Annotated in this window: 27 protein-coding genes; 19 read left to right on the forward strand and 8 right to left on the reverse strand. The window is 68.6% G+C overall.

The features are described from left to right. Positions 1–60 precede the first annotated feature (60 nt). The gene (locus M8009_RS15430; protein ID WP_250062785.1) at positions 61–2,019 is read left to right on the forward strand and encodes a hypothetical protein; all 1,959 of its coding nucleotides are present in this window, start codon (positions 61–63) and stop codon (positions 2,017–2,019) included. Between the two features lie 71 nt (positions 2,020–2,090). Here M8009_RS15430 and M8009_RS15435 read toward each other — a convergent pair whose 3' ends face one another. Beyond that, positions 2,091–3,314, reverse strand: coding sequence for a YbfB/YjiJ family MFS transporter (locus M8009_RS15435; RefSeq protein ID WP_250062787.1), 1,224 nt, complete (start codon positions 3,312–3,314; stop codon positions 2,091–2,093). A 182-nt stretch (positions 3,315–3,496) separates the two neighbouring features. Between M8009_RS15435 and M8009_RS15440 the strand changes: the two genes are divergently transcribed. Then, complete coding sequence (locus M8009_RS15440) at positions 3,497–4,516, forward strand: aldo/keto reductase (RefSeq protein ID WP_250062795.1); 1,020 nt, start codon at positions 3,497–3,499, stop codon at positions 4,514–4,516. Between the two features lie 11 nt (positions 4,517–4,527). Here the strand turns inward: M8009_RS15440 and M8009_RS15445 are convergent, their stop codons facing one another. Next, entirely contained in the window at positions 4,528–4,818 is a 291-nt protein-coding gene (locus M8009_RS15445) for a hypothetical protein (RefSeq protein WP_250062797.1), read from the reverse strand. Positions 4,819–4,942: 124 nt separating this feature from the next. Between M8009_RS15445 and M8009_RS15450 the strand changes: the two genes are divergently transcribed. After that, positions 4,943–5,536 (forward strand): class I SAM-dependent methyltransferase, encoded by a 594-nt coding sequence (locus tag M8009_RS15450; RefSeq protein WP_250062798.1) that lies wholly within the window; start codon positions 4,943–4,945, stop codon positions 5,534–5,536. A 77-nt stretch (positions 5,537–5,613) separates the two neighbouring features. On the opposite strand, the gene M8009_RS15455 is transcribed toward M8009_RS15450, so the two are convergent. After that, the gene (locus tag M8009_RS15455) at positions 5,614–6,513 is read right to left on the reverse strand and encodes a LysR family transcriptional regulator (protein ID WP_250062800.1); all 900 of its coding nucleotides are present in this window, start codon (positions 6,511–6,513) and stop codon (positions 5,614–5,616) included. Between the two features lie 122 nt (positions 6,514–6,635). Between M8009_RS15455 and M8009_RS15460 the strand changes: the two genes are divergently transcribed. Together M8009_RS15460 and M8009_RS15465 are read left to right on the forward strand one after the other, a co-directional pair. Then, positions 6,636–8,234, forward strand: coding sequence for an NADH-quinone oxidoreductase subunit L (locus M8009_RS15460; RefSeq protein ID WP_250062803.1), 1,599 nt, complete (start codon positions 6,636–6,638; stop codon positions 8,232–8,234). Then, positions 8,231–10,600: a YbcC family protein gene (locus tag M8009_RS15465; protein ID WP_250062805.1), complete on the forward strand. Its 2,370-nt coding sequence runs from the start codon at positions 8,231–8,233 to the stop codon at positions 10,598–10,600. Before M8009_RS15460 ends, M8009_RS15465 begins: the two co-directional genes overlap by 4 nt. Before the next feature lie 78 nt (positions 10,601–10,678). On the opposite strand, the gene M8009_RS15470 is transcribed toward M8009_RS15465, so the two are convergent. After that, a complete protein-coding gene (locus tag M8009_RS15470) occupies positions 10,679–11,575 on the reverse strand; it encodes an alpha/beta hydrolase (protein ID WP_250062807.1) in 897 nt (298 codons plus the stop codon). Then, entirely contained in the window at positions 11,575–12,051 is a 477-nt protein-coding gene (locus M8009_RS15475; RefSeq protein ID WP_250062809.1) for a TspO/MBR family protein, read from the reverse strand. Before M8009_RS15475 ends, M8009_RS15470 begins: the two co-directional genes overlap by 1 nt. A 169-nt stretch (positions 12,052–12,220) precedes the next feature. Between M8009_RS15475 and M8009_RS15480 the strand changes: the two genes are divergently transcribed. The 11 genes from M8009_RS15480 to M8009_RS15525 all read left to right on the forward strand — a co-directional run bounded on the left by M8009_RS15480 (position 12,221) and on the right by M8009_RS15525 (position 19,140). Further along, positions 12,221–13,396 (forward strand): FAD-dependent monooxygenase, encoded by a 1,176-nt coding sequence (locus tag M8009_RS15480; protein ID WP_250062811.1) that lies wholly within the window; start codon positions 12,221–12,223, stop codon positions 13,394–13,396. A gap of 50 nt (positions 13,397–13,446) precedes the next feature. After that, the gene (locus M8009_RS15485) at positions 13,447–14,112 is read left to right on the forward strand and encodes a hypothetical protein (RefSeq protein WP_250062813.1); all 666 of its coding nucleotides are present in this window, start codon (positions 13,447–13,449) and stop codon (positions 14,110–14,112) included. A gap of 93 nt (positions 14,113–14,205) precedes the next feature. Further along, on the forward strand, positions 14,206–14,355 hold the full coding sequence (locus M8009_RS15490; RefSeq protein WP_250063101.1) for a hypothetical protein: 150 nt from the start codon (positions 14,206–14,208) through the stop codon (positions 14,353–14,355). Beyond that, entirely contained in the window at positions 14,355–15,089 is a 735-nt protein-coding gene (locus M8009_RS15495; protein ID WP_250063075.1) for a metal ABC transporter ATP-binding protein, read from the forward strand. The genes M8009_RS15490 and M8009_RS15495 overlap by 1 nt, the downstream gene beginning before the upstream one ends. Beyond that, positions 15,073–15,963 (forward strand): metal ABC transporter permease, encoded by an 891-nt coding sequence (locus tag M8009_RS15500; protein ID WP_250062814.1) that lies wholly within the window; start codon positions 15,073–15,075, stop codon positions 15,961–15,963. Before M8009_RS15495 ends, M8009_RS15500 begins: the two co-directional genes overlap by 17 nt. Before the next feature lie 38 nt (positions 15,964–16,001). Next, positions 16,002–17,078 (forward strand): metal ABC transporter solute-binding protein, Zn/Mn family, encoded by a 1,077-nt coding sequence (locus tag M8009_RS15505; protein WP_250062817.1) that lies wholly within the window; start codon positions 16,002–16,004, stop codon positions 17,076–17,078. 105 nt (positions 17,079–17,183) lie between these two features. Further along, entirely contained in the window at positions 17,184–17,492 is a 309-nt protein-coding gene (locus tag M8009_RS15510; RefSeq protein ID WP_250062819.1) for a nucleotidyltransferase domain-containing protein, read from the forward strand. Beyond that, the gene (locus tag M8009_RS15515; RefSeq protein WP_250062821.1) at positions 17,489–18,016 is read left to right on the forward strand and encodes a hypothetical protein; all 528 of its coding nucleotides are present in this window, start codon (positions 17,489–17,491) and stop codon (positions 18,014–18,016) included. The genes M8009_RS15510 and M8009_RS15515 overlap by 4 nt, the downstream gene beginning before the upstream one ends. Before the next feature lie 50 nt (positions 18,017–18,066). Then, on the forward strand, positions 18,067–18,720 hold the full coding sequence (locus tag M8009_RS15520) for an ABC transporter ATP-binding protein (protein WP_250062823.1): 654 nt from the start codon (positions 18,067–18,069) through the stop codon (positions 18,718–18,720). Positions 18,721–18,753: 33 nt separating this feature from the next. Continuing rightward, positions 18,754–18,888: a hypothetical protein gene (locus tag M8009_RS19135; RefSeq protein WP_284047862.1), complete on the forward strand. Its 135-nt coding sequence runs from the start codon at positions 18,754–18,756 to the stop codon at positions 18,886–18,888. A gap of 42 nt (positions 18,889–18,930) precedes the next feature. Next, positions 18,931–19,140 (forward strand): RNA-binding protein, encoded by a 210-nt coding sequence (locus M8009_RS15525; RefSeq protein WP_250062825.1) that lies wholly within the window; start codon positions 18,931–18,933, stop codon positions 19,138–19,140. A 15-nt stretch (positions 19,141–19,155) separates the two neighbouring features. Here M8009_RS15525 and M8009_RS15530 read toward each other — a convergent pair whose 3' ends face one another. After that, positions 19,156–20,064, reverse strand: a complete 909-nt coding sequence (locus tag M8009_RS15530; protein WP_250062827.1) for a helix-turn-helix domain-containing protein — start codon at positions 20,062–20,064, stop codon at positions 19,156–19,158. Between the two features lie 106 nt (positions 20,065–20,170). On the opposite strand from M8009_RS15530, the gene M8009_RS15535 reads away from it, so the two are divergent. From M8009_RS15535 to M8009_RS15545, 3 genes are all read left to right on the forward strand, one after another. Beyond that, entirely contained in the window at positions 20,171–21,016 is an 846-nt protein-coding gene (locus M8009_RS15535) for a cysteine hydrolase family protein (protein ID WP_250062829.1), read from the forward strand. A 113-nt stretch (positions 21,017–21,129) separates the two neighbouring features. Next, a complete protein-coding gene (locus M8009_RS15540; protein ID WP_250062831.1) occupies positions 21,130–23,646 on the forward strand; it encodes an ABC transporter permease in 2,517 nt (838 codons plus the stop codon). Then, positions 23,643–24,800, forward strand: a complete 1,158-nt coding sequence (locus tag M8009_RS15545; RefSeq protein WP_250062832.1) for a lipocalin-like domain-containing protein — start codon at positions 23,643–23,645, stop codon at positions 24,798–24,800. The genes M8009_RS15540 and M8009_RS15545 overlap by 4 nt, the downstream gene beginning before the upstream one ends. A gap of 112 nt (positions 24,801–24,912) precedes the next feature. On the opposite strand, the gene M8009_RS15550 is transcribed toward M8009_RS15545, so the two are convergent. Both M8009_RS15550 and gloA read right to left on the reverse strand, forming a co-directional pair. Then, positions 24,913–25,881 (reverse strand): ABC transporter substrate-binding protein, encoded by a 969-nt coding sequence (locus M8009_RS15550; protein ID WP_250062834.1) that lies wholly within the window; start codon positions 25,879–25,881, stop codon positions 24,913–24,915. Between the two features lie 102 nt (positions 25,882–25,983). Next, entirely contained in the window at positions 25,984–26,517 is a 534-nt protein-coding gene (gene gloA, locus M8009_RS15555; protein ID WP_250062837.1) for a lactoylglutathione lyase, read from the reverse strand. Positions 26,518–26,754: the final 237 nt, after the last annotated feature.

Below are 26,754 nucleotides of genomic sequence, written 5' to 3' on the forward strand. Positions count from 1 at the left end.
GCCGGGCCTGTGACAGGGCCCGGCTTTCTCACGTTCACATGCTAGAACAAGTGACACGCCATGAACCGTATGCCGCTTCGCCCCGCTCTTTTGACCGGCGCCGGCCTTGCCGCGCTGAGTATTGCCGCCTTAGCACAGAACGGCACCGCGCCGCTGATCGGCGACTACATCTCGCGCGCGGGCTTTGTGAATCCCTATGCCCATATTCCCGCCCAATGCTATATCGAGACCGCCGGCGGCACCCAGAACCCCTGCCAAGTCTGTCATACCGACGGGCTGGCCAATCGCCGCTTCGGCAACAACGCACCACAGGGCGGAGCTTCCCCGTTCATCGGCGATCTTACCGCGGAATATGCCTTCGCCGCGCTGAACTACCCGTTCCGGCCCAACGGCTCGATCAACCCCTGGGAGAACACGCTGTTCCCCGAAAAGCTGCGCGCCGCCGTCACCGAGGCCGGGCATGACCCGGCCAAATGGGACATGGAAGCCTGGATCCGGCAGGACAACTGGTCTGCCGCCGCCGCGCGCCGTCCCGGCGATGCCCGTGCCTGGGACAGCGGCGCCGAGGATGACCCGTTCCGCCTGTTCCCGGCGTTGTCGCCCGCCGACCTGCCGGCCGACGCGGATGGTTTCGTGCGCAGCACACGCCAAGAAGGCGCCTTATTCAACGATGGCCGCGGATGGATCACCGGCTGGCGGTCGGTCAATTTCGTCCCCCACGGGATCTTCACCCCGCTGACAGGGTCGGTCTCGGGCATCTATATCCGCCTGCCCGAGCGGTTCATGCGCGATGCCGCGGGCCGGTTCGATCTGGAGACCTATGCCGCGAACCTCGATCTGCTGGCCGCGGCGGTGTCCGATCACCTGCCTACGAACGCGCCTACCACGTATCAGGGCGCTGCTGCAGCAGAACCGGTCAAACCAGGCCTATACCCCGTCGGTACCGAGTTCGCGCATCCGCTGCATTACGTCGACACGCAGGCTGATGGCAGCGAGGGCGCACCGGGCCGATTCCCCGGCGCCCGCGCCGACCGGGTAAAGGAAATCCGCTACATGTACAAAATCCGGCGGTTCGACCCCGACTATGCGGGCCCCGAAATCAAGGAGGAAAGCGCCCCCGCCTATGCCAGCCGCAGCGAGGGCTGGATCGACAACGGCGCGGGCTGGATCCTCGCCGGCTGGATCGAGGATGCGGGCGGCGCGCTGCGCGCCCAGACCCCGTCTGAGCTGACCCAGTGCGTGGGCTGTCACTCGGGGCATGAGCCGCAGCGCGAAACCGGAGGCTGGGCAACCTTCCAGTCCGGCGTGGGCGTGACCATCGACAGCACCTGGGCGCTGCCGCGCCGGCTGCCCGGCGATGCCGGCTGGGGCGAGAATACCGCGATGGGCTATCGCGCACCGGGTGCCGAGGGCGGGAACGGCCACGCCGCCTGGCCCGATCCGATCAACCGCGCCATGCAGAACGGCGAATTCGCGCATTTCCTCGAGAATGTCGTGGGCGTCAGCCTCTACGGCGACATGCCTGCCAGTGTCGAGGCCTTCCTGGCGCGCACGATCCGCATGGAAAACGGCTATTCTGCCGACTGGCCGACGCTAACGACCGATTCGGCACAGGAGTATATGGGTGCGCAACGCCTTCGCGCCCGGCTTTTGAAGGAACTGACCGAGCGGAATGATCATCTGGACGCCGACGGAAACCTGTTCGGCGCGTTGCTTTACCCACCGCAATCGGCCGCACTGGCCACGGCGCAGGGATATCGCATGGTCGTGGCCACCCAGCGATATGATTTAGGCAAGGATGTGTTTCCCGATACGCCCGTGACCTTCCGCTATTTCCGCGAGGAGGAGACCGCCTTTACCCATCAGGACGGCACGCCCTACACCGTGGGCGAGATCGTCATCGACCGACCTATCGACGAGGATCGCACCAGCCTGACCTGGGGCGTCGGGATCACGCCGACCGAGATCACGGATTCACCCGACTACCAGCCGATCCTCGACTATTCACTCGGCAATTAAATCATTCAGATTACGTATATGGCTTGGCCAGCTTCAGGAGCCGGGGCTCACGCTCGATGGATGGAGGCTCCTCACCTTGCCGCTGCCTGCTTGGCCTCGGTATCCAGTCGTTGCGCCGTCTGGTCCACCCGGCGCAGCCAGATCAGCAGCACCGCACCCAGGGCCACGAAGCCGCCGGCCAGCCACAGGCCGGTGTCGTAGTGGCCGCTGGCCTCGGCGAGCATGCCAGTGAGCGCCGGGGCGATGATCTGTGCCGCGCCGTAGGCGAGCGTCATGCGCCCCATCAGCCGCGCCGGGCTCTGCGGGTAGAGCCGGCCGGCCATGGTCAGCACCAGGCTCACGCAGCCCAGGAAGGTGCCGCCGTAGAGCACGGCGCTCGCCAGCACGCCGGCTAGGCTATTGGTCAGCGCCGGCAGCACGATCCCCACCACCTGCAGGGCCATGGCACTGATCAGCGCGCCCAGGTAGCCGATGCGACGGGCGATCAGGTCCCACAGCATCACCGCGGGGGCGGCGGCGAGCCCCACCAGGGCGAAGGTCCAGTTGCCGGCGCCGGCCAGCAGCGGCTCGCGCTCGACGATGGCGACGATGAAGGTGGCGCTGATCACGTAGCCATAGCCGGCGCAGAAGTAGGCAGCGAGCATCAGCCGCATGAAAGTACGGGTGGGCGGCCTGGCCTTGCGCTGGCCGCCCGCGGCGGCGCCGGGAAGCGGCCTGGCCGGCCGCGGCAGCCAGGCCCAGGCGGGTACCAGCAACGCCGTGGCCAGGATGGCAAAGCCCCACCACTGGACCTGCCAGTCCAGCGCGAGGCGCCGCATCAGCTCCACCGCCAGGGCGGCCAGCAGGATGCCCAGCCCCAGGCCGGCGAAGTGGATACCCAGTTCGCCACGCTGCCGGTGGCTGATCAGCCAGTGCAGGATCAGCCCCGAGGCCAGCAGCATGGCGCCGCTGCTCGAGAACCCGGCCACGAAGCGCATGGCCGCCCACAGCCAGAAGCTCTCGGCCAACGCCATGCCGGCGGTGGAGAGCACCGCCAGGAGCAGGGTGAGGCGGTAGAGGGTGTCCTTGAGGCGGATGCTGTGGATCGAGGCCGCCACCAGCGCGCCGAGCATGTAGCCGGCGTAGTTGAGGGCGGCCAGCCAGCCACCCTGGGCGTCGCTCAGCCAGGCCTGCTGCTGCATCACCGGCAGCAGCGGCGTATAGGCGAAGCGTGCCACGCCCACGCACAGCAGCTGGCTGAACAGCCCGGCCAGCAGCACGCGATAGCGCGGAGAGAGAAGAGTAGGGTTGGCCAAACCTGGCGCTCCTGAGTCCGTATTATTGTCGTCGAGGCGCATTGACTGGGCGGCCGCGCGCCCAGCAGCGGCGCCGACATCACGGTGCCCAGCTTACCCGGCGGGCGATGGCCGCGTCCGACGGACGGCTGTTATTCTTTACTGATATCTTTCCATGAAATGGAAGAATCAAACGGGACCCCATGATGACGCTCTTCGCCCGCCTCAAGGAAGTGGCCTCACCGATGATCGGCCTGGGCTGCATGAACCTCTCCCACGGCTACGGCAGCCCGCTCCCCGAGCCCGAGGCGCTGCATGCCCTGGAGGAGGCCTTCGAGATGGGCTATCGCCACTTCGATACCGCCACCCTCTACGGGGCCACGGCCAACGAGCGGCTGGTGGGCAAGGCGCTCGCCGGCAAACGAGACGAGCTCCTGCTGGCCAGCAAGTGCGGCATGGCCATGGACCCGGAACTCGGCCGCAAGGTGATCGACGGGCGCCCCGAGACGCTGCATCGCCAGTGCGAGGCGAGCCTCGCACGGCTGGGCACCGACCACCTGGACCTCTACTACCTGCACCGCTGGGACAAGGGCGTGCCTATCGAGGAGAGCGTCGGCGCGCTGGCCCGGCTGGTGGAGCAAGGCAAGGTGCGCGCCATCGGGCTCTCCGAGGTGTCGGCGGCCACCCTGCGTCGCGCCCGGGCCGAACATCCCATCGCAGCGGTGCAGTCGGAGTACTCGCTGTGGACCCGCAATCCCGAGATCGGCCTGATCGAGGCCTGTCGCGAGGCCGACACGGCGCTGGTGGCCTTCAGCCCCTTGGGGCGTGGCTTCCTGGCGGGGGCCGTCAACGATCCCGCGCGCCTCGAGGAGAACGACATGCGCCGCGGCATGCCGCGCTTCAGCGCCGAGAACCATCCCCGCAACCTGCGCCTGCTGGCGGCGTTCACGGCGCTGGCGGAGGAGCTGGAGGTGACGCCAAGCCAGCTGGCGCTGGCCTGGCTGCGGGCCCAGGGCGACGACATCCTGCCGATCCCCGGCTCGCGCGCCATCGATCACATGCGCGAGAACCTGGCGGCGGAGCGCCTACGGCTGGCGCCGGAGACCATGACCCGGCTGGATGCCATGATGACCCCGGACCAGGTGGCGGGGGCGCGCTACGGCGAGGCCCAGCAGGCGGAGGTAGACACCGAGGAGTTCGGTGAACCTGGCGCTACTCCCTAGGAGGCTCCTAGTCATCTCCTGCCGCTCTGCGGGTAGGCGGCTACCAGGGCATCGGCCTCATCGAACTGCAGGCGGTAGCCGCGGCGCTCCTCGATGCGGGTGTCGGGTGCCTCGCCCACCCCATCGGCCGGGCGTGCGGCACCAACGACATCCGCCTGGCGAACCATGGCCTCGCCGGAGAAGTCGCTCTCCATCGATTCCGACCGCGGTGGTGCGATGTCGATACCGGGCCCGTCGCAGCCGGCGAGGCCGAGGGTGGCGACCAGCAGAAGAACGCAAGGAAGGCGGGGCAAGGCGGACATGGCAGGCGGTCATCCGTGACGGGTGACGAACCTCAAGCGTAGCACCCCCGCCCTGCCGCAGACGCCGTCCCCGAGCCTTGGTATTCTCGATGGCTATATCCATAGCTATTCAAGAGGGACTGCCATGTGGGATGAGCGCTACGACACCGACGACTACGTCTACGGCACCGAGCCCAACGACTTCCTGCGCGAACAGGTGGGGCTGATCGGCGAGCCGCCGCGGGAGGTGCTGTGCCTCGCCGATGGCGAGGGGCGCAACGGCGTCTACCTGGCCAGGCTCGGCCATCGGGTGCTCTCCGTGGATGCCTCGGCGGTCGGCCTGCGCAAGGCGGCCAGGCTGGCCGAGCGGGAGGGCGTGCCGCTGGAGACCCTGGTCGCCGACCTCACCGAACATACCTTCGCCGCCGAGGCCTTCGACGCGGTGGTGTCGATCTTCTGCCATGTGCCCGAGGCGGGCCGCCCGCACCTGCACCGCCAGGTGGCGCGCACCCTGAAGCCCGGCGGGTTCCTGATCCTGGAGGCCTATACCCCGGCCCAGGTGCCGCGGGACACCGGCGGACCAGACACCCCGGACCGCACCCCCACCGCTGCGGAGTTGGAGTCCGCCTTTGCCGAGTTCGAGATCCTCTCGAGCCGCGAGTTCGACCGCCAGGTGGTCGAGGGCCGCGGCCATACCGGCCTGGGGGCCGTGGTGCAGTTCATCGCCCGCAAGCGCTGAGCCCCCACCCCCAACGCTCGACGGGGCTCGCCAGGGCAAGGCCCGGCCGACAGCGGTCGATACCGAGACTTAAGTCGTCACACCCGCGTCTTCGGCAGCAGTGCCTCGCTCGGCTGTCCCAGCAGGCGCTTGAGCAGAGGCGACTCGAAGCGCCGGCGAATGGTGATGGCGTAGAACTCCTCGAAGACGCCCGGCAGGGCGCCGAAGTCGGTCAGCGTACCGGCGCGCAGCTCATCGCGCACCACCACCGGCGGCATCACCGCCAGGTGGAGCGTGTCGCGTGCCAGCAGGCGCATCATCGCCATGTCGTCCACCTCGGCGATGAGCGTGGGCGACAGGCGGTGGTAGTCACATAGCTGATCGAAGGCCTGGCGCACGGTGCTGTCGGGGCCGGGTACGATCAGGCCGCGACCGCGCAACCCATCGGGAAACGCCGGTAGTGGGGCGAGGCCCGACGCCCCAATCAGGCTGACGGGCTGGCGCGCCAGGCGCTTCGAGCGCCAGGGATGCTGGTCGTCGCCGCGCACGGACTGGTTGGCCAGCACGACATCCAGGCGGTGGGCGGAGAGGCGGCGCAGCAGATCGTCCAGGCCGCCACTCTGGAGGCTCAGCTCCATGTCCTCGCGGTCGAGCAACGGGCGCAGGAACTCCTCCTGGAAGTTGCGTGACAGTGTGGCTACTGCACCCACCCGGATGCTCTCGCGATGCGCCTGGCCGCCCTCGGTAAACAAGGCGGTCAGCTCTTCCCCCTGACGAAAGATGGCGTTGGCATAGTCGAAGGCCAGCCGCCCCGCCTCGGAAAGCCGCAGCTTGCGGCCTTCGCGGATGAACAGCTTCTGACCCAGACGCTCCTCCAGCTGACGGATCTGGTGGGAAAGCGCCGACTGCGAGATGTGAAGCGCCTCGGCGGTCTGCGTCAGGTGCCCCGACCGGGCGACCTGCCAGAAGTGGTAGAGATGGTGATAGTTGAGCTTCATTCCACTACCCGATGACATGGAATACTGTTCTTTTTAAACGAACGATACCTTCTTTATAAACTATTTTTAATAACATAACGACAACGACATAGTGCGTCCAGTTCTCACCAAGGAGCCGTACTATGACGAATCTGCTCGAAACGGCGACTCATGTGTCGTTGGCCATCTGGCTGGCACTGCCGGTCGCCCTGCTGATCCTCGCCGGCGTGTCCATTCGCCTGAGCGACCCCGGGCGCCAGCAGCGCTTTTGGCGAATCGGACAGACGCTGATGCTCGGCAGCTTCCTGGCCAGCGCACTGATCGGCGGCCTGCTGGTCGCCGATAGCGCGGGTGTGAACACCGGGCTGCCGGAAGCCGCCACCCCCCTGGGCCTCTATCCGGACGGGCTGGCGGTATGGATGGCGCTGCTGATCAGCTTCCTCGGCGTCGTGCTGCTGCGCTTCGCCAACGTCTACCTGCAAGGCGACCCGGGCCGCGCCCGTTTCCTGCCCTGGTGTCTGGTGGTGCTGGCCAGCGTGTTGCTGCTGGTATTCACCCACCACCTGCTGGTCATGCTGGTGGCCTGGGTGGGCGTCAGTCTGGCGCTTCACCACCTGCTGATCCTCTATCCGCAACGCCTGGAGGCGCGTCGTGCGGCCTGGCAGAAATTCGCCGTCAGTCGCCTGGGCGACCTCGCCCTGCTGGTCGCGGTGGGTTTGCTCTACCACCACTACGGCAGCTTCGAGCTGCCGATGCTGCTGGCCGCGGCAGCGGCCTCCACCGGTGAGGGCTGGGCGCTGCCGGCGGCGTCGATAGCTCTGTCGCTGGCGGCACTGTGCAAGTGCGCCCAGCTACCGCTGCACGGCTGGCTGATGAAGGTAATGGAGGCGCCGACACCGGTCTCGGCACTGCTCCATGCCGGGGTGATCAACCTGGGCGGCTACCTCTGGCTGCGCCTCTATCCGCTGTTCGACGGCATCACCCCGGGGCACCTGATGCTGGTCGCCATCGGTGGCACCACCGCCGTCGTCGCGGTGCTGACCATGCTCACCCAGGCATCCGTCAAGCACGCCTTGGCGTGGTCCACCTGCGCTCAGATGGGTTTCATGCTGATGGAAATCGGGCTGGGGGCTTACACCCTGGCACTGATTCACCTGCTCGCCCATTCCCTCTACAAGGCCCACTCCTTCCTCGCCTGCGGCCGCACGGTACGCGCGGCCAGCGTCTCACGGCTAACGCCGGCTCCGCTGCGCGAGCGGCTGACGATGGCCGGCCTCGGTACCGGGACGGCGGGTGCAGTGCTGATGGCATGGCCCGGGCTGGTCAGCCACAACCCGATCCTCGGCGCGCTGCTGATGCTGGCCGTGGGCGGGTCACTGCTGGGCATGCCGGTCGGGCTCGGCCGTGACCGGCGCCTGGCCCTGGTCGCCATGGCCCTGGCGCTGGTACCGCTCTATGCGCTGCTGCATGCCCTGGTATCGCCGGCGCTGCCGCGGGCCAGCGATGCGTTGACGCTGGGCACTGGCCTGCTGGGCAGCGCCGTGCTGGTAACGCTGGTGAGCCTGGCCCTCATCGTCGTGCTGAAACCCCAGCATTCCACGGTCGCATACTGGCGGATCCACTTCCGCCAGGGCCTCTACGCCCATCGGCCGCTGGAGCGCCTCATCGAGCGCCTGATGCGCCACCACCACCCGATTCCTGCTCCCCTCAACCGGGTCCTCGTCAAAGGAGAAGGGTCATGACTGCTGTCGCCCCCAGTCCTATCGCATGCGTCACCGAGGCACACCATCAGGCCATGGCCCTTGCCGCCGGGCGAATCGCTCCTACCTGGCCCCTCGATAGCTGGATCGCCGTCAACCCCTGGTGGGGCCTACGCGACCTACCCATCGAGGAGGCCGAGGCACGGCTCGCCCGGCGCGCAGGCGTGACACTGACTCTGCCGGCCGGCTTTTACCGAGACGCGTGGGAGAACGGACGGATTCAACCCGAAGATCTGCGCGCGGCCATCGCCGTGTGCGACTCGCCGCTGGACGAGGCGACACTCCTGGCCGCCCTGAAACAGCCCGACCAGCAAGCGATGCGCTGGACGAGCGCCTGGGAGTGGCTCGCCCATGACGCCCCGGCGACGACCGACGATAGCTTCGAGGCGGTAGCGGAGCTGTGTGCCGGCTATTTCGATCATCACCAGCAACGCTGGGAGACGGTGCCGGGCGAGACCCTCTACGGCTGGTGGCGGACCCAGAGTCGCCACGACCGGCGGCTGAGCGCCACCCAGCGTCAGCGAGTCGCGTCACTGCCTGCCGACACGGCGACCGCGCGGGAGACGCTGCTCGCCGACCTGGCACTCTCCCCGGAAGCCCTGGAAGCCCTGGTCCACACCCTGCTGCTACGCGTCAACGGCTGGGCCTCGTGGTGCCAGGGGCTGGCCTGGCACACGCCCGTCGCTACCCGTCATGCCGGCATCGACGAGCTTGTCGTCATCCTGCTGGCCTGGGAGTGGCTGGGCCTGGCCGAACTCGATGAGCCGCACCGCGCCCACTGGCGGGCCCAGTGGCACCAAGCCACGCCCGGCGCCGATCGCGATCTCCAGGCCCTGTGGTGCTGGCAGTGCGCCTATGAGCTGGGCTATCAGCGCCATTTGTCAAAGAAACTGGCAACGCGCCCTGCCTCGCGGCCGGAACCGGCCAGTGTTCAGGCGGCCTTCTGCATCGATGTGCGCTCCGAGCGCCTGCGGCGCCATCTCGAGGCCGCATCAAACGCGGTCGATACTCTGGGCGTGGCGGGCTTCTTCGGTATGCCGATCATCCATGACCCGGCCGGACCGGCACGCGCCCTGCCGCGGGCGCCCGGCCTGCTATCGCCGCGCTACCGCACCACGGAGTCGACGCCACTCGATGAGCTGCACCGCCGCCGCTATCGGCAGGAGGCCAGTCGCCAGGGCGTTCGTCACGCCAAGTACCATGCACTGTCGACCTTTACCTTGGTCGAGACCACCGGCCTGGCCTGGGGCTGGAAGCTGCTGAAGGACAGCCTGCCTCGCCGCGCCCCCGCGCCATCGCCGACACCGATCGAGGGCCCCTTCCACGCCGTGGGTGGCGAGCCGCTATCGCTGGCGGAGCGGGTCGCCCTCGCCCAGGGGCTGCTCGGCAGCCTCGCACTGGGCAAGGAGGTGGCACCGCTGCTGGTGCTGGTGGGGCATGACTCGGCGAGCGACAACAACCCGCACCACGCCGGGCTCGCCTGCGGTGCCTGTAGTGGCCAGGGTGGCGGCGTGAACGCCCGGCTCGCCGCTCGACTGCTCAACGACTCCGAGGTGCGTCGGGAGCTGGCGCTCCGCGGCACTCCCCTGCCCGCCACGACGCATGTGATGGCCGCCATCCATGACACCCTGACCGACCGCGTCACGCTGCTGGATAGTGACGCCGTCCCGTCGGAACTGAGCTCCCTGCTGGAGCACTTCGAGCAGGCCCTGAATCAAGCCGGCCGCGCCACTCGCGAGGAGCGCGCGACGGCGCTGGGTGTGCAGGCCGTCGGCGATGCACAGCGTCTCGAGGCCCTGCAGCGCCGCGGCGGCGACTGGTCCCAGCCACGCCCCGAGTGGGGACTGGCCAACAACGCGGCGCTGCTGCTGGCGCCGCGCGAGGCCAGCCGCGGCCTCGACCTCGATGGACGGGTCTTCCTGCACGAGTATGACCCCGGGTGCGACCCCGAAGGTACCGCACTGGAGGCACTGATGACCGCACCCATGTTGGTGGCCAACTGGATCAACCTGCAGTACTACGCCTCGGTGGCCGTCCCGAAGCTCTACGGGGCGGGTAACAAGGTGCTTCACTCGGTGGTGGGCGGGCACATCGGGGTGATCGAGGGAAATTCACCGCAGCTGCGCATCGGCCTGCCGCTGCAGTCACTGCACGACGGAACGTCATGGCGCCACGAGCCGCTGCGCTTGACGGTGGTGATCGACGCCCCGCGGGAGCGGATCGAGGGAGTGCTGGCACGCCAGCCCGACGTGGCGAAGCTAGTCCGAAACCGCTGGCTATGGCTGTGCCGGCGCACCGAAGCGGGCCTGGAGCTGTACACGCCGGCAGGCTGGCAGTGCCTCGCATGAGGCCGCTCGACGGAATAGGCTGACGCTGGCCGAGTGCCTGGCGGGCGCCTCGCCCGGGGCTGTGCCCCTGGCCTCGGCTCAGGACGGCTGTGGCGTGGCCGCGACCCAAACCGTCTCGAGGAAGGCCAGCAGCTCGGGCAGCTCCTCATCGATGTGCTGGCTGAGGTCATGATCGCCAGGCAGCAGGCGCAGCTCAGCCGGGGTGTCGCCGCGGCTGGCCAGGAGCCATTCGGCATCGCTCGGCGGGATCACCACGTCGTCACGGCCGTGCACCAGCAGCACAGGGCAGCGCACACGCGGCAGGGTGGTCACGGGCGCGATGGCGTCGAAGCGGTGACCGATCACGTGCTCCACATAGCGCAGCACGTACCAGCCCAGCGGGAAGAACGGTAGCCGCTTCCCGGCCAGCCAGCGGCGCATCATGCCATCCGGGTGGGCGAAGGCCGAGAGGCTGACCACGGCGGCGATGTCGTCGCGCCGCGAGGCCGCCAGCAGCACCGCTGCGGCGCCCACCGAGTGCCCAAGCAGCGCCACCGGTTCCTCTGCCATGCCCGGGCGGGCGCGCAGCCAGGCCAGCGCCGCGTCGGTATCCTCGGCGAAGCGCGGCATGGAGGAGAAGCTGTCGGCGTCGCTGTCGCCATGGTTGCGGGCATCGAACAGCAGCACGTTCCAGCCGGCCGCCTGCAGCGGCCTGGCCAGCGGCAGCATCAGCTCACGATTGGCCCCCCAGCCGTGGGTGATCACCACCGTACCCCGCTCGGCACCGGGTAGCCACCAGCCCGCCAGCGTCCTGCCTCTCCGCGTGGGGATGGTCACCCTCTCGCCCGTCACGCCGTGCTCGGCAAGCCCCCGCATGACCGGCACCCGCGGCGCGGCCAGGCTGATGCGCAGCCGCCGATGGAAGAGGTGCAGCAACAGCGCCAGTCCCGCCGGCAGCAGGCCCCACCAGAGCCAACCCGGGACCGCGGTCATCATTAGCCGCCGCCATTGAGCCACCAGGTGGCGGCATTGAGGTAGGCGGCGAAGCTCACCCAGGCCAGGTAGGGCGCGAGCAGCCAGGCGGCGAGGCGCGAGACCCCGGCGAAGCGGCGGATGGTGAGCACGATCAGCCCCCACAGCAGCAGCAGGTCGAGCAGCGCCAGGCCCATCCAGTGCAGCCCGAAGAACAGGATCGACCACAGGGCGTTGGCGGCCAGCTGGGCGACGAAGGGCCACAGGGTGTGCCAGCGCGCGGCGGGCGGAGCGGCCAGGGTGGCCCGCCAGGCGGCCAGCGCCATCAGCAGGTAGAGCGTGCTCCAGGCGATGGGGAAGACGAGGGCGGGCGGGGTGAGCGGCGCCTTGGCCAGGCCGGCGTACCACTCGCCGGGCGGGGTGGCGATGCCGGTCAGCGCGGCCAGCACGACCAGCGCCAGCCAGCCGAGCAGAATCATCAGGGAGCGAGTCGCGGTCATGCGCGGCCTCCTTGCCGGTCGGGGACCGTGCGAGATTAGCACACTCGACCTGCCTTCCCTGAGCCCCTGCCGCCAAGCCGCGTGACCGCGTGCCTACCACCTTGGTAATCTCGATCGCCATGATCATGGTGATCTCCAAAGCCGCCAGTTGGCACCCTGAGGAAGCAGCATGCGCGAGTACTTTGATGTCATCATCGTGGGCGGCGGGATGGTCGGGGCTGCGCTCGCCGCGGCCCTCGGCAAGGATCGATTGCAGGTCGCTCTGGTGGAAGCCGGTGAGGCACCGGCGCCCGTCGACGACGACCGCTTCGACCTGCGCGTCTCGTCACTCAATCTGGCCTCCCAGCGGCTGCTCGAGTCCGTGGGTGCCTGGTCACTGATCCCGGAAGAGAGACGCTGTCCCTTTCGGCATATCCTGGCCTGGGATATACAGGGCCAAGGCGAGACCCGATTCAGCGCCGAGTCCATCGGTCTGGAGAATTTCGGCAGCTTTGTCGAGAATCGTGTGATCCGCCATGCCCTCTGGGCAAGCCTTGTGGAGATGCCCAATGTCGAGTGCTTCTGCGAGGCTGCGCCGATTGCCCAGCTTAGCGGCCGCGACCGCGTCCTCCTGGAGTTGGACAACGGCCGCCTGCTCACGGGATCGCTGCTGGTAGGGGCCGAGGGTGCCGGTTCGCGAGTGCGCGAGCGGGCCGGCATCCGGGTCGATGTCACGGACTATCACCAGCGTGCCCTGATCATCAACGTGCAAACGGCGCTGCCACAACAGGACGTCAGTTGGCAGCGCTTCACGCCAGAAGGGCCCCAGGCCATGCTGCCGCTGACGGGCCATCATGCTTCTCTGGTCTGGTATGGCGACCCGGAGAAGGTCCGCGCCCGCGAGGCGATGGACGACGAGACCTTGAGAACCACCATCGAGAAGGAATTTCCCAGCCGCCTGGGAGGCCTGGAGCGAGTGCTTGGCCGCGCCAGCTTCCCGATCAAGCGCCAGCATGCGCGCCGCTACACCGCCTCCCGGGTCGTGCTGGTCGGCGATGCCGCCCATGTGGTCCATCCGCTGGCCGGCCAGGGCCTGAACCTGGGCCTCCAGGACGTAATTACCCTGGCCGAGCGGCTGGCCTACGCCCATGCTCACAACAAGGATCTCGGCGGCCTCGCCTCCATCGGCCGCTATGCGCTGGAGAGGCGCCCCCAGACTCTGGCCATGATGGCGGCCACCGAAACCTTCCATCGCGTCTTCACCGGGGGCGAGGGGCTGCGCTCCGCCGGGTCAGCAGGATTGGCCCTCGCCGAACGGCTTCCTCAGGCCAAACAATGGATGATGCGCCGCGCCTTGGGGATCTGAGCCATGCTTATAATGAGGTAACTATCCCTGACCAACTGCTGGAGTCCCCCATGACTACCCGCCTCCCACCGCTGCTCGCCGCCCTCTGCCTGCTGAGCCTGTCCGCCACCGCCCTCGCCCAGTCCGGGGAGGCGGAAGTCCGTGCCTACGAGGATGCCCTGGCCCGAGGCGCCCAGCAGGCCGACCTCTGGCAGGCGGGCTGGACCACCGTCTATGCCGGCAGCCTGGCGCTCAGCGCCTGGCAGGCCAGCGAGGCCAGCAACGACGAGGATCGCTTTGACGGCCGGGTGGGCGTGGTGAAGTCAGCCCTGGCGCTGGGCGGCATGCTGCTGGACCGCCAGCCCCATCCCGCCGCCTACCGGGCGCTGCAGGCGGGCGAGGCGAACGACATCAAAGGCGCCCGACGGCTGCTGGAGACGGTGGCAGAGGAAGAGCGCCGGCGGCGCAGTTGGCAGGCACGACTGGGGTCGCTCGCCGTAAACACCGCGGCGGGGCTGGTGATCGGCGTGGGCGACGACCGCCCCGACGACGGCGCCATCAACTTCGCCACCGGCATGCTGGTCAGCGAGCTGCAGCTGCGCACCCAGCCGGGTCAGGCCATGGCGGCGGTGAACCGCTTCCAGCCGGCGGCGGTATCATTCGGCGACGTGCACCTGGAGGGGGAGGTCGCCTTCCTGGTGGGGCCGAACCAGCTGGGGGTGGCGCTGCACTACTGAAAGGCAGAAGGCTGAACCCGGCATCGCGTCTCGCGGTGGCCAGCGCCCTTATTGTTATGTTATAACCTCCGCCAGTTTTCAGGAGGCTTCCCCATGGCTCACCATCGACACCGGCATCGCCCGGAAGGGCCCTGCCATTTCTCGCTGATGTCGCTCTCCGCGACCCGCCGCCTGGTGCTGGTCGCCGCGCCCCTCGCCGCCCTGTGGCTGACGGTCTCCTGGGCCGCGGGGTGGTGGAGCTGATGTCGCGCCTGCAACTGCACGACCTGCAGCTGGCCCGCGGCGGCCAGACGGTCCTCGAGCACCTGGACGGCCGCTTCATGGATGGCGCCATCACCGCCCTGATCGGCGCCAACGGCGCCGGCAAGAGCACCCTGATCGCCGCCATCATGGGCATGCTGGCCCCGGTGTCCGGCAGCGTGGAGTGCCGGGTGCCCCGTGAGCGTTGCGCCTGGCTCCCCCAGCAGCTGGCGCTGGACCTCACCTTCCCGATGAGCGTGGAAGAGCTGATCATGACCGGTACCTGGCCGAGCCACGGGGCCCTGAAGGGGTACTGTGCGGCCCACTATCGGCGCGGGCGCGAGATCATGGCGCGGCTGGGCATCTCGCACCTGGCCCACCGCCCGCTGGGCGAGCTCTCCGGCGGCCAGCGCCAGCGCGCCCTGTTGGGCCGCACCCTGATGCAGGAGGCCGAGCTGCTGCTGCTCGACGAGCCCTTCGCCAACGTCGATATCGAGACGGTGGACGTGCTGATGGAGGTGCTGCGCGACATGGCCCGGCGCGGCACCACCATCCTCGTGGTGATCCACGACATGGAGCAGCTCGGCCGCCTGGCCGACGATGTCCTGCTGCTCGCCGGCGGCCATGGCCGCTGGGTCAGCCCCGACGCCCTGCTCGACCACCACAGCGGCCTGGTGCCCCGGGCGCCGCGCCTGCCCCTGACCTTTCCGGATGCCTCCCATGCTGGCACTGCTTGACGCCTGGCTGATGGCCCCCCTCGAGTACGGCTTCATGCGGCGCGCGCTGGTGGCCGGCCTGGCGCTATCGCTGGCTGCCCCGCCATTGGGTGTGTTCCTGATGCTTCGCGGCATGAGCCTGATCGGCGATGCCATGGCCCATGCCATCCTGCCCGGCGTGGCGCTGGGCTTCCTGGCCGCCGGCTTCTCGCTGCCGATCATGAGCCTGGGCGGCATCCTCTCGGGGCTGCTGATAGCGTTGCTGGCCGGCAGCGTGTCGCAAATGACCGGCCACCGCGAGGACTCGGCCATGGCCAGCTTCTTCCTGATCTCGCTGGCCGCCGGCGTCATGCTGGTGTCGCTGGGCGGCAGCAGCGTGGACCTCACCCATGTGCTGTTCGGCTCGATTCTGGCCGTGGACTCCACCGCCCTGGTGCTGATCGCCGGCATCAGCAGCCTGATCGTGGTGACCCTGGCGGTGATCTTCCGCGCCCTGGTGGTGGAGTGCCTGGACCCGCTGTTCCTGCGCGGCCAGGGGGTGCGCGGCGGCGTGGTGCACGGCATCTTCCTGGGCCTGGTGGTGCTCAACCTCACCGCCGGCTTCCAGACCCTGGGTACCCTGATGGCGGTGGGCCTGATGATGCTGCCGGCCACCACGGCGCGCTTCTGGAGCCAGCGCCTGGAGGGGCTGATCGCCATCGCCATCGTCATCGCCCTGGTGGCCAGCACCGGCGGCCTGCTGCTCTCCTACCACCTCAGCCTGCCCTCGGGCCCGGCGATCATCCTGCTGGCCGGCGGCGGCTATGTGCTCTCCGCCCTGTTCGGCCGCCACCACAGCCTGACCGCCCGCTGGCGGCGCCATGCCGCGCCGCTGGGCGCTCCCGAACACGACTGATTCAGCAACTCCTGACACAACCACCGAGGAAGCCTGCCATGCGTCTCTCCCGCCCCTTTGCCCTGCTCGCCGGGGTTTCCACCCTGCTGGCGTTGCCCGCCGCCCTGGCCGCCGAGCGCGTCCAGGTGGTCACCAGCTTCAGCATCCTCGCCGACATGATCGAGAACGTCGGCGGTGAGCACGTCGAGGTGACCGCCCTGGTGGGGCCGGACAGCGATGCCCATGTCTATTCGCCGCGCCCCACCGACGCTCGCGCCCTGGCCGAGGCCGACCTGGTGGTCTTCAACGGCCTGCAGTTCGAGGGCTGGATCGAGCGGCTGATCGACGCCAGCGACTTCACCGGCCCCCTGGTGGTGGCCACCGACGGCATCGAGGCGCGGCTCTCCGCCCAGTCGGACGATGGCCACGACGACCACGACGACCACGACGACCACGACGACGATGCGCATGATCACGGGCATGAGGCGCATGGCGATGAGGGCAACGGCGAGCACGACGGCCATGACCATGGCCCCATCGATCCTCACGCCTGGCAGGACCTGGGCATGGGTCAGGTCTACGTGGAGAACATTCTCGCGGGCCTGATCGAGGCCGACCCGGACAATAGCGCGGCCTACCGGGCCAGCGCCGAGCGCTACCTCGAGGAGATCGCCGCCGTCGACGGCGAACTGCGTGAGCACCTTGACGAGATTCCCGCAGGCACCAGCGTGATCACCGGCCACGACTCCTTCGGCCATTTCGCCCGTGCCTACGGCCTGCAGTTTCTCTCGCCCCAGGGGCTCTCCACCGAGGCCGAGCCCAGCGCGGCCAATATGGCCCGGCTGATCGACGTAATCCGCGAGGAGAATGTCCAGGCACTGTTTCACGAGAACATGACCAGCCCGGCGATGATCGACCAGCTGGCCGAGGAGACCGGCCTGCCGGTGGCCGGCACCCTCTATGCCGACGCCCTGGCAAGCGACGGCGAGGCCAGCAGCTGGCTCGGCATGATGCGCCACAACGTCCGCACCCTGCACGACGCCCTGGCCGAGCCGGGTCATGATGACCATAGACATGACGACCATGGGCACGATGACCACGAGCACGACGATCACGGCCACGGCCACGACCACTGACCGATCGCCTTGCCACTCGACCAACGCCACCTTCGGGTGGCGTTGTCGGCCACTGCCGGCACAGTGCTAGACTCTTCATGAGCCTTTCACGCCCGGAATGTCCCCATGCGTCTCAATAGAGAGCAGCGCCAGCTCATTCTCTCCATCGCCAGGCGACTCGTCGATCACGACGTGGAGGTCCGCCTGTTCGGCTCACGCCTGGACGATACTCGTCGCGGCGGAGATCTCGATCTGCTGCTGATCTCGGATAGCCCGATCCCGCTCCTCGCCCGCGCCGAACTGAAACAGGCCCTGGAGGCACGCCTCCACCTACCGGTGGATATCGTGACTTATGCACAGGGCACCGAACCGACACCCTTCCAAGCCATCGCACTGAAACAGGCGCGGCCTATCGATGCCGAGGATGCGGCATGACCCTCGATATCCTCGACGAACAGCGCCACCATCTGGCCCAGCTACTGGAAGCCATTCAGCGCTGTGCCTGGTTTCTTCACCAGTCCGAGGCAAAGATCGACTGGGCAATTGATCCCGAGTGGCTGACAAAGCACAAGAAGGATGTCGATCTGTTCGAGACGCTCGCCGCCATCAACGAGCGATTCGCCAAACTCCAGGACTCGCTGGCCTCCGCCATGCGCCACAGCGCCCTGCTCGCGGGTGAGTCATCCGACAGTTTTCTCAAGGTTCTGGCCTTCTTCGAAAAACAGGGCGTCATCGACTCCACTAGCGACTGGCAACGCTGCCGCGCAGTTCGCAACATGGCCGCTCATGAATATGCGACCAACTACGCGGAAATCGCCGAGCATTTCAATCTGCTTAATGAACTCACCGAGTCGCTATTCCAGGCATCCCGACGCCTGATTGCCTGGAGTACCGATCAGCTCGGCATAGCCCCTGCAAGCCAGGACTTTTCACCGGAGTTCGAGCGGATCTTCGTCTGAGCCGGCGGCTATGCCACCATGATCGACGATTAAACGCCAGGAAGGCCGCCATGCTCGAGCTCCGCCAGGTCCACAAAGCCTATGCCACCCCCCAGGGCCCGCTCACGGTGCTGGCGAGTGTCGACCTGTCCCTGGCCGCCGGCGAGAGCCTGGCACTGATGGGCGAGTCGGGCAGCGGCAAATCGACCCTGCTGCACCTGGCCGCGGGTCTCGACCTGCCCGACCGCGGCGAGGTCAGGGTGGCGGGCCGGACCATCTCGTCGCTCGGCGAGGCGGGTCGGGCGCGGCTGCGTCGCGAGACCCTGGGGCTGGTGTTCCAGCAGTTCCACCTGGTGCCGAGCCTCTCGGTGCTCGACAACCTGCGCCTGCAGGCCCGCCTGGCCGGTCGCGAACGGCCCGACTGGACGGCCGAACTCCTCGAGCGGCTGGGCCTGGCCGGGTTGGCGAGGCGCTACCCGGAGCAGCTCTCCGGCGGCCAGCAGCAGCGCCTGGCCATCGGCCGCGCCCTGGCACCGCGCCCGGCCCTGCTGCTCGCCGACGAGCCCACCGGCAACCTGGATGAAGGTACCGCCGACGAGGTGCTCGAGCTGCTGCTGGCCCTGGTACGCGACACTGATTGCGCGCTGCTGATGGTTACCCACAGCCCGAGGGTGGCCGCCCCGCTAGACCGACGCCTGCACCTCACCCATGGCCGTATCGACTAGCAGGACATTCAGCGTCGAAAGGACACCGACACCGTGACTGCCCCCTCCGACTGGGTCTTCAGAGCCGCACTCATCGCCACCGTGGCGGCCATCATGGCCGGTATCTGGTGCCTCCTCCAGGAGCTGGGCCTGCCCATGAGCTTCTCCCCCTCCGGTATCGCCGGATGATTCAACAGTCAGGGCAGCCTGGGCCCGCTGCTGCTCCTGCTGTTGATGATGCTGGCGGTGGTGGTCGGCCCGATTCCCACCCTGCCGGTGACCGCGGCCGCAGGGCTGGCCTTCGAGCTGCACCCACTGCTCTCGATCTCGGCCGCCATCGCGATTCTCGCCGTGATGACCCTGCTGCCCTGGTACCTGAGCCGACGACGTGGCTCACGGTTGGCCCGCTGGCTGCACCTCGACGAGACGCCAGAGGAGTAGTCGGCAGCTGGCGGCTCAACGGCTATCGCCGCGCGGATCGCGCCGATAGTGCTCGGGGTCTCGCCCGAAACGCGACTTGAAGGCGGCGCTGAACTGGCTTCGACTGCGGTAGGCACAGCGCAGCGCCACCTGCTTGACTGACAACGAAGTCGCGACCAGCAGGTCACGCCCCTGGCGCAGACGTTGCTCGGCGAGGAAGCGCTGGGGCGGTAAGCCGTAGGCCCGCTTGAAGCGGGCGATAAAAGTCGTGCGGCTCATGTGGCTGAGCGCTGCCAGTTCCTCGATGCCGATGCGACGCCCGAGGTCCTCGGTCATGGCCGAGACGGCCGCTCCCAGTGCGGGATCCTCTAGCGCCAGCAGCCAGGCAGGATGCACCGAACTGGCCTGGAGCTCCCTGAGCAGCAGCACCAGGCACTGCTTCATCAACGCATCAATCATCGCCTGGCAGCCCAACGCCTGGGTGGTGAGCTCTTCGAACAGCGCTTCGAACAACGGCGAGATGGCCGCGTTCGCCGAGGCGATTCGCACCGGTGCCTGCAGACGGTCGAATGGCGAACCACCCAACTCAGGCGTCACGACATCGAGCATCCCGCAGAGGATCAGTACCCCGGGCAAGCGGTCGTCCCGTTGGCTGCTTAGCCACTCCAGGGTGCCACTGGCTGGCTCGCAGTGCGGCAGCTGGAAGGAATCACCCACCGTCTCGCTGACGGTCAGCCGCTGGTTCGGTGGACAGATCACCAGGCTGCCCGGTGCCAACGGCAGCGACTGATTCGAGCTATCTCGTAGGCTGCCCTTTCCCCGCAGGACGTAATGCAGCGAGACGCTACCCAAGGGGGGCGTCTCCAGGGGCCATCCGCGACGCACCTCGCAGACGGCGAAGGATCTCACCTCGATGGTCATGCGCTTTAGCAGTTGATCCCGCATGAAGCCCCCGGGTGGAAATGGCCGAAATGGCACCTGATACGAACAATATGGCACGGGCATGGCGCTAGCCTGACAGCGTACCGTTCAATCATCAGAGGAATACGCCATGTGCAATCACAATGATCATCCTACTACCACCGAGCCGACCTTCCATGTCGTCGACAAGGACCGCCGTCGCCTGCTCGCCGGCGGGCTGGCGGGCATCACTGCGGCCACCCTCGGTGGCATATCCAGCAATGCCGTCGCCGCCGATCATGCCGGCGCCCCCTACGCCCCACCCGAAAAAGCCGCCTTACCGGATGGCGGTTTCGAACTCGACCTCGCGCGAGCCGCCCTCGTGGTGACCGACCCGCAGATCGATTTTCTGAGCCCTGATGGTGTCACCTGGCAAGTGGTCGGCGAGAGCGTGCAGGAACACGGTACCGTCGAGAACATCCGGCGCCTGTTCGCCGCGGCCAAACAGCGCGGCATGACCGTGGCCGTCTCGCCCCACTTCTACTATCCATCTGACCATCAATGGAAATTCAACGGACCACTGGAAAAGCTGATGCACAACATCGGCATGTTCGATCGCCCGGATCCCCTGGCGGCACTCGAGCGCAACAGTGGGGCGGACTTCATGCCCGAGTACCGCTCGTTTATCGAGGATGGCAAGACCATAATCACCTCGCCCCATAAGATCTATGGCCCCGAGCAGAACGATCTGGTGCTGCAGCTGCGAAAACAACGCATCGACCAGGTCATCCTGGCCGGCATGTCGGCCAACCTCTGTGTCGAAGCCCACATGCGCGAACTGCTGGAACAAGGCTTCGAGGTAGTCGTAGTGAAAGATGCCACAGCCGCAGCGAAACTCCCCGAAGGCGACGGCTACCTCGCCGCCCTGATCAACTTCCGCTACATGGCCAATGCCTTGTGGAGCACCGAGGAAACCGTCGCGCGCCTGAATGCGTGAACGCAAAACGCAGGCGTCTTGCCGGCGCCTGCCATTCCCGCCCTGTCGCTTGTATGAGACGATAACGCCACGAGGGCCCCCACGGCCCTGCTGGCTCGCCACTCCGGTGCACCATGCTCACCGCCCTGCTCACCCTGCTCTCCCACTATCGCCGCCACCCCGGCCAGCTGGCCATGCTGCTGCTGGGCCTCTGGGTGGCGGGTGCGCTGTGGAGCGGCGTGCAGGCGATCAACGCCTCGGCCCGCGACAGCTACGACCGAGCCGAGGCGCTCTTCACCACCGGCCTGGACCGCCTCGAGCGCCGCGATGGCGAGCCCCTGGATCGTAGTGACTTCGTGACCCTGCGCCGCGCCGGCCTTGCCGTCTCGCCGCTGCTGGAGGGCCAGGTGGTCACGCAGGAGGGCGAGCGCCTGACGGTGATCGGCATCGACCCGCTGACCCTGCCCGGCGACAGCGCCTTCGCCACGGCGGGCAGCCGCGGCGAGCTGACGGCCTTCTTCACCCCGCCCTGGCAGACCCGGCTGGCCCCGGATACCGTCCCACTGCTGGGGCTCGAGCGGCAGGCGGCCCCGGGCGCCGAGCCCGCAATGGCCGATGGCCGGCGGCTGCCGCCGCTGGTGCTGGCCACGGCGCTGCCGCCGGATACCCTGGTGGTGGACATCGCCGTCGCGGCCCGGCTGCTGGAACGGGGTACCGCCCTCAGCCGGCTGGTGACCGCGGCCGGCGCGCTGGAGTCGGCCCCCGAGGGCTACCGGCTCGGCCGCGCCGATACCCTGGTCGACCCCGGCGAGCTCACCGCGAGCTTCCACCTCAACCTCACCGCCATGGCGCTGCTGGCGCTGATCGTCGGGCTGTTCATCGTCCAGGCGGCACTGGGGCTGGCGCTGGAACAGCGCCTGGGGCTGCTGCGCACCCTGCGCGCCCTGGGCGTGCCGGGGCGCACCCTGGTCGGCCTGCTGGCGCTGGAGCTCGCGCTGCTGGGGGTGATCGGCGCCCTGGCCGGCATCGCCAGCGGCGTCTGGCTGGCCCGTGCCCTGCTGCCCGACGTGGCGGCCACCCTGCAGAGCCTCTACGGTGCCGCGGTGGGCGCGCAGCTGCGCCTGCCCTGGCACTACTGGCTGGGCGGGCTCGGCGTGACCCTGGGCGGGCTCTTCGTCGCCGGCAGCGGCATCCTGTGGCGGGCCGCCCGGCTCGGCGTGCTGGGGCTCGGCCAGGCCCAGGCGTGGCGCGCGGGCTTCCAGCGCCAGCTGCGCGGCCAGGCCATCGCCGGCACCTTCGCCGCCCTGCTGGCCCTGGCGGTGTGGGCCTGGCTGGCCGCACAGCCCGCCGGCGAGGGGCTCCTCGCCGGCTTCGTGCTGGTCGGGGCGATGATGCTGGGCTGCGCCCTCTGGCTGTCGCCGCTGCTGGCGGCCGGACTGGCCGGCCTGGGGAGGCTCGCCCGAGCTCGTCCGCTGACCCAGTGGGCCCTGGCCGACCTGCAGCTCCAGCTGCCGCGCCTCTCGCTGGCGATGATGGCACTACTGATCGCGCTCTCCGCCAACCTGGGGGTAGGCAGCATGGTCGGCGGCTTTCGCCTCACCTTCCTCGACTGGCTCGACCAGCGGCTGGCCGCCGACCTCTACCTGCGCCCGCCGGCCGGGCAGTTCGATACGGTGCAGGCCTGGCTGGAGGAGCGCGACGAGGTCGCCGAGCTGCTGCCCACCGCCGACGCCGAGTCGACCCTGATCGAGGTGCAGGCCGGGGGCGGCGATCGACGCCTCGCGGTGCCGGTGACGCTGTTCGGCATCACCCCGGGCGCCCGCCTCACCCCGACCTGGCCACTGCTCGAGACCCGGGCCGGACGGGACGCCGCCTGGTCGGCACTGGAAGACGGCGAAGCCTTCATCAACGAGCAGCTGGCCCTCGGCCAGGGCATCGCCCCCGGGGACCGGCTGGTGCTGCGCTCGCCGGGTGACCACCAGCGGCTGACGGTGGCTGCCATCTACCCCGACTACGGCAATCCCCGCGGCGAGGTGTTGCTGGCCACGGCCGCGCTGCGGGAGCGCTTCGCCGCCGCACCGGGGTCGCTGGGCATCGTGCTCGCCGACACCGGCCCGCCGGGAGAACGCCAGGCCGAGACGCTCTCCCATGCGCTCGACGCCCGCTTCTCGCTGGGCCGCGACACCCTGCGCGACCAGCGCGAGGTCAAGGCGCTCTCCACCGAGATCTTCGAGCGCACATTCGCCATCACCCGGGCCCTCAACGCCCTGACCCTGGCCGTGGCGGCCCTGGCGCTGCTCGCCAGCCTGCTGGCCCAGGCCCGGGAGCGCCGCCGCCGGCTGGCGCCGCTCTGGGCGCTGGGCGTGACCCGGGGTCGCCTGGCCGGCATCCAGCTGGCGCAGCTGGGCGGGGCGGCGCTGGTCACGGGACTGGCCGCCGTGCCGCTGGGCATCGCCATCACCGCCTGCCTGGTGGCGGTGATCAACGTGGCCGCCTTCGGCTGGCGCCTGCCGCTGCATGTCTTCCCCACCGAGGTCGCGCTGACCCTGGCCACCGCCCTGGGGGTGGCGCTGCTGGCGGCCGGCCTGCCGGCCCTGACGCTGTGGCGCACACCGCCCCGCACCCTGCTGGCCGAGGAGGAGGCGACATGAGGCGCTGGCCGACCTGGTTGGCGGTGGCCCTGCTGGCCACCCTGCTGGCGGGCTGCGAAGGGGACGCGCCCGCCACCCCGTCCCAGGGCTTCGCGGGACTGGGCGCCGAGGCCGGCGGCTTCGTGCAGGCCACGCCCGGCACGCGCCTGCGCTTTCCCGAGGATCATGGGCCCCATCCCGACTACCGCCTGGAGTGGTGGTACCTCACCGCCAACCTGGAAGACGAGACCGGCCAGCCGCTGGGCATTCAATGGACCCTGTTCCGCCAGGCCCAGCTGCCGCCGGCCGAGCGCCCCGAGGCGCCCGGGCCCTGGGCCGCCGACCAACTGTGGATGGCCCATATGGCCGTCTCCCGGGGCGACACCCACCGCGTGGCCGAACGATTTGCCCGGGGCAGCTCGCAGGGAAGCGCTCCCGAACACGACCAGGCCGGCGTCATCGCGGCGCCCTTTCGCGCCTGGCTCGACGACTGGACGCTGGCCAGCCGGGTCGGCAACACGGACCGGGATGCCCTGTCGCGACTCGAACTGGTGGCCGAGGCCACGCATGACGGCGCTGCCTTCGGCTACCGGTTGGACCTGGAGGCCGAGGGACCCCTGGTCTTCCACGGCGAGAACGGCTTCAGCCAGAAGTCCGCCAACGGCCAGGGCTCGATCTACGTCAGCCAGCCCTTCTACCGCGTCGATGGCGAGGTCACGCTGGATGGCGTGGCCCGCCGGGTGACGGGCCGCGCCTGGCTCGACCGCGAGTGGAGCAGCCAATTGCTCGGCCCCGACCAGGCGGGCTGGGACTGGTTCTCGCTGCACCTGGCCGATGGCCATCGGCTGATGGCCTTCCGCCTGCGCGGCGGCGGCGAGCATGGGGGCGACTACTTCTCCGGCAGCTGGATCACCCCCGAGGGCAAGACGACGCCCCTCGATGACGGCAGCCTCGTCCTCGAGCCGCTGGCCACCTCGGCCGTGGCCGGCCGGGAGCTGCCCACCCGCTGGCGACTGCAGCTCCCGAACCAGGGCCTCGACCTGACGGTCGCGGCACCCCACGCCAATCGCTGGATGGCCACCGCGGTAAGCTACTGGGAAGGCGAGGTGAGGGTGACCGATCACGCCAGCGGTGCATCGCGCGGTCAGGGGTATCTCGAGATGACAGGCTATTGAAAGGAGCATCGCATTTTGACACCTCCTTTCGCGATCTGAAGATCGCTCCCACTGAAAGCACGAGGCCGCCCTTATGGGGCGGCCTCACGATCATGCCGTCATGACACCGCCATCAAGCGTCAGGGATCTCCAGCGCTTGCTGCACGGCCGGCCAGCCCGGCTCGCCGTCACGGGTGGTCACACCTTCCACGAAGGCCTGCACCTTGCCGGGATTGGCGCGGATCCAGTCCAGCGCCACCGCTTTGGGCTCGCGCTCCTCGTAGCTGAAGCCACGGATCATCTCGCTCTGATCTTCGGCGGTGAAGCTGAGCTGATCGAGCAGCCGGGTGGCGTTGGGGGCGGCCTCGGCGAAGTCGCTGGTCACCAGGGTACGCACGTCGCTGCGCCCGCCGCCGGGCCCCCACATGTCCTGGGTATCGGTCAGGTACTCGACGTCGTACTCGATGTTCATCCAGTGGGGCGTCCAGCCGGCGAAGACGATCCACTCCTCGCGGTTGATGGCCGCGTCCACGGCGCTGAGCATGCCCGGCGTGGAGGTCTCGGAGAGGTCCCAGTCGCCCAGGCCATAGGTGTCGTTCTCGACGGCCTCGTTGAGGGTGTCGCTCATGCCGGAGCCGACCTCGATGGAGTAGACGGTGCGTCCGAGCTTCTCGGCGATCTCCTCGTCGGCCAGGTCCTCGGCAGAGGTCACGCCGGCATCATAGACATAGCTCGGCACCGCGAAGCCCAGTCGTGCGCCCTCGACGTTGTTGCCGAGATCGACGATCAGGCCCTTTTCCATGGTGGCGTCGAACATCGACTGCTGGGCGGGCAGCCAGGCGGCGAGGAAGACATCCAGCTCGCGCTGGGTGAGGGCCTCATAGGTGATGGTGGAGCCGAGCTCCTGCTGGCGGCTCTCGTAGCCCAGGGCATCCAGCAGCTGGGCAGCCAGGGCGGTCTTGACGGTCACGCCGGGCCAGGCGGGCACGGAGAAGCGCACCTGGGCAGGCTCCTCGGCGAGGGCAGCGGAGCTCCAGGCCAGCGGGGCGGCCAGCAGGGCGCCGGCCAGCGCCAGGGTCACGGGGCGATCAAGCAGTTTCATCGGGTCTCCTTGGCAGGTCATGCCATGAACAAACACGGACGAGACCTTATCTCCCAGCGCCGTTTAAGGCAAAGACCGCCCCGCCGGAACGACACAGAGGGCTCAGTCGCCCATCTGGCCGAGGCGGTCGGCCTGCACGACCTCGATCCAGTAGCCGTCGGCGTCCTTGACGAAGACCACGTCCTTCATCTTGCCCTGGTCAGCGCGCTTGACGAAGGTCACGTTGTTGGCATCGAACCAGGCCTGGGCGGCCTCGAGGTCGGGCACGCTGAAGCAGATATGGCCGAAACCCTGGGGTTCGGCGTTGCCGTCGTGGTAGGCGAAATCCTGCTGCTCCTCGGTGCCCCAGTTGTGGGTCAGTTCGAGCACGCCGCGCTGGCTGAAGGTCCAGACGGTGCGCTCGCCGGTCTCCTCCGGGATGCGCTCGCCGGGTTCCGGCCGCGCCAGGAAGTAGAGCGAGAACTGCATCTCCTCGAAGTCGAGCCGACGCAGCACCCGCATGCCGAAGACCCGGGTATAGAAGGCCAGCGCCTTCTCCGGGTCCTTGATCCGCAGCATGGTGTGGTTGAGGCGAAAGCCCTCGCTGTCGGCGGTGGGCGCCTGCACGCCGGGGTGCTGTTCTCCCTGGAAGCTCATGGGGACTCCTTCTCTCAAGGGTGAATGTTCGATGTGCCCCGATGTGAGGGCGAGCGGCACGCTTTTCCACCCCGCCGGATGGATCCCGCCCGGCACCGCAGGCCGCCACTCCGTTTATAAGCCATATACATACATTGCACTCCCTGCCACGCCCCTGTTAGCCGCCAGCATGAAAGGCGCTTGATATGGGAGAACCACCTTCTACACTAGTTGTACATTCATGACCCCCTCACGAGG

This window comes from Halomonas gemina (assembly GCF_023554995.1).
Lineage (GTDB): Bacteria > Pseudomonadota > Gammaproteobacteria > Pseudomonadales > Halomonadaceae > Halomonas > Halomonas gemina.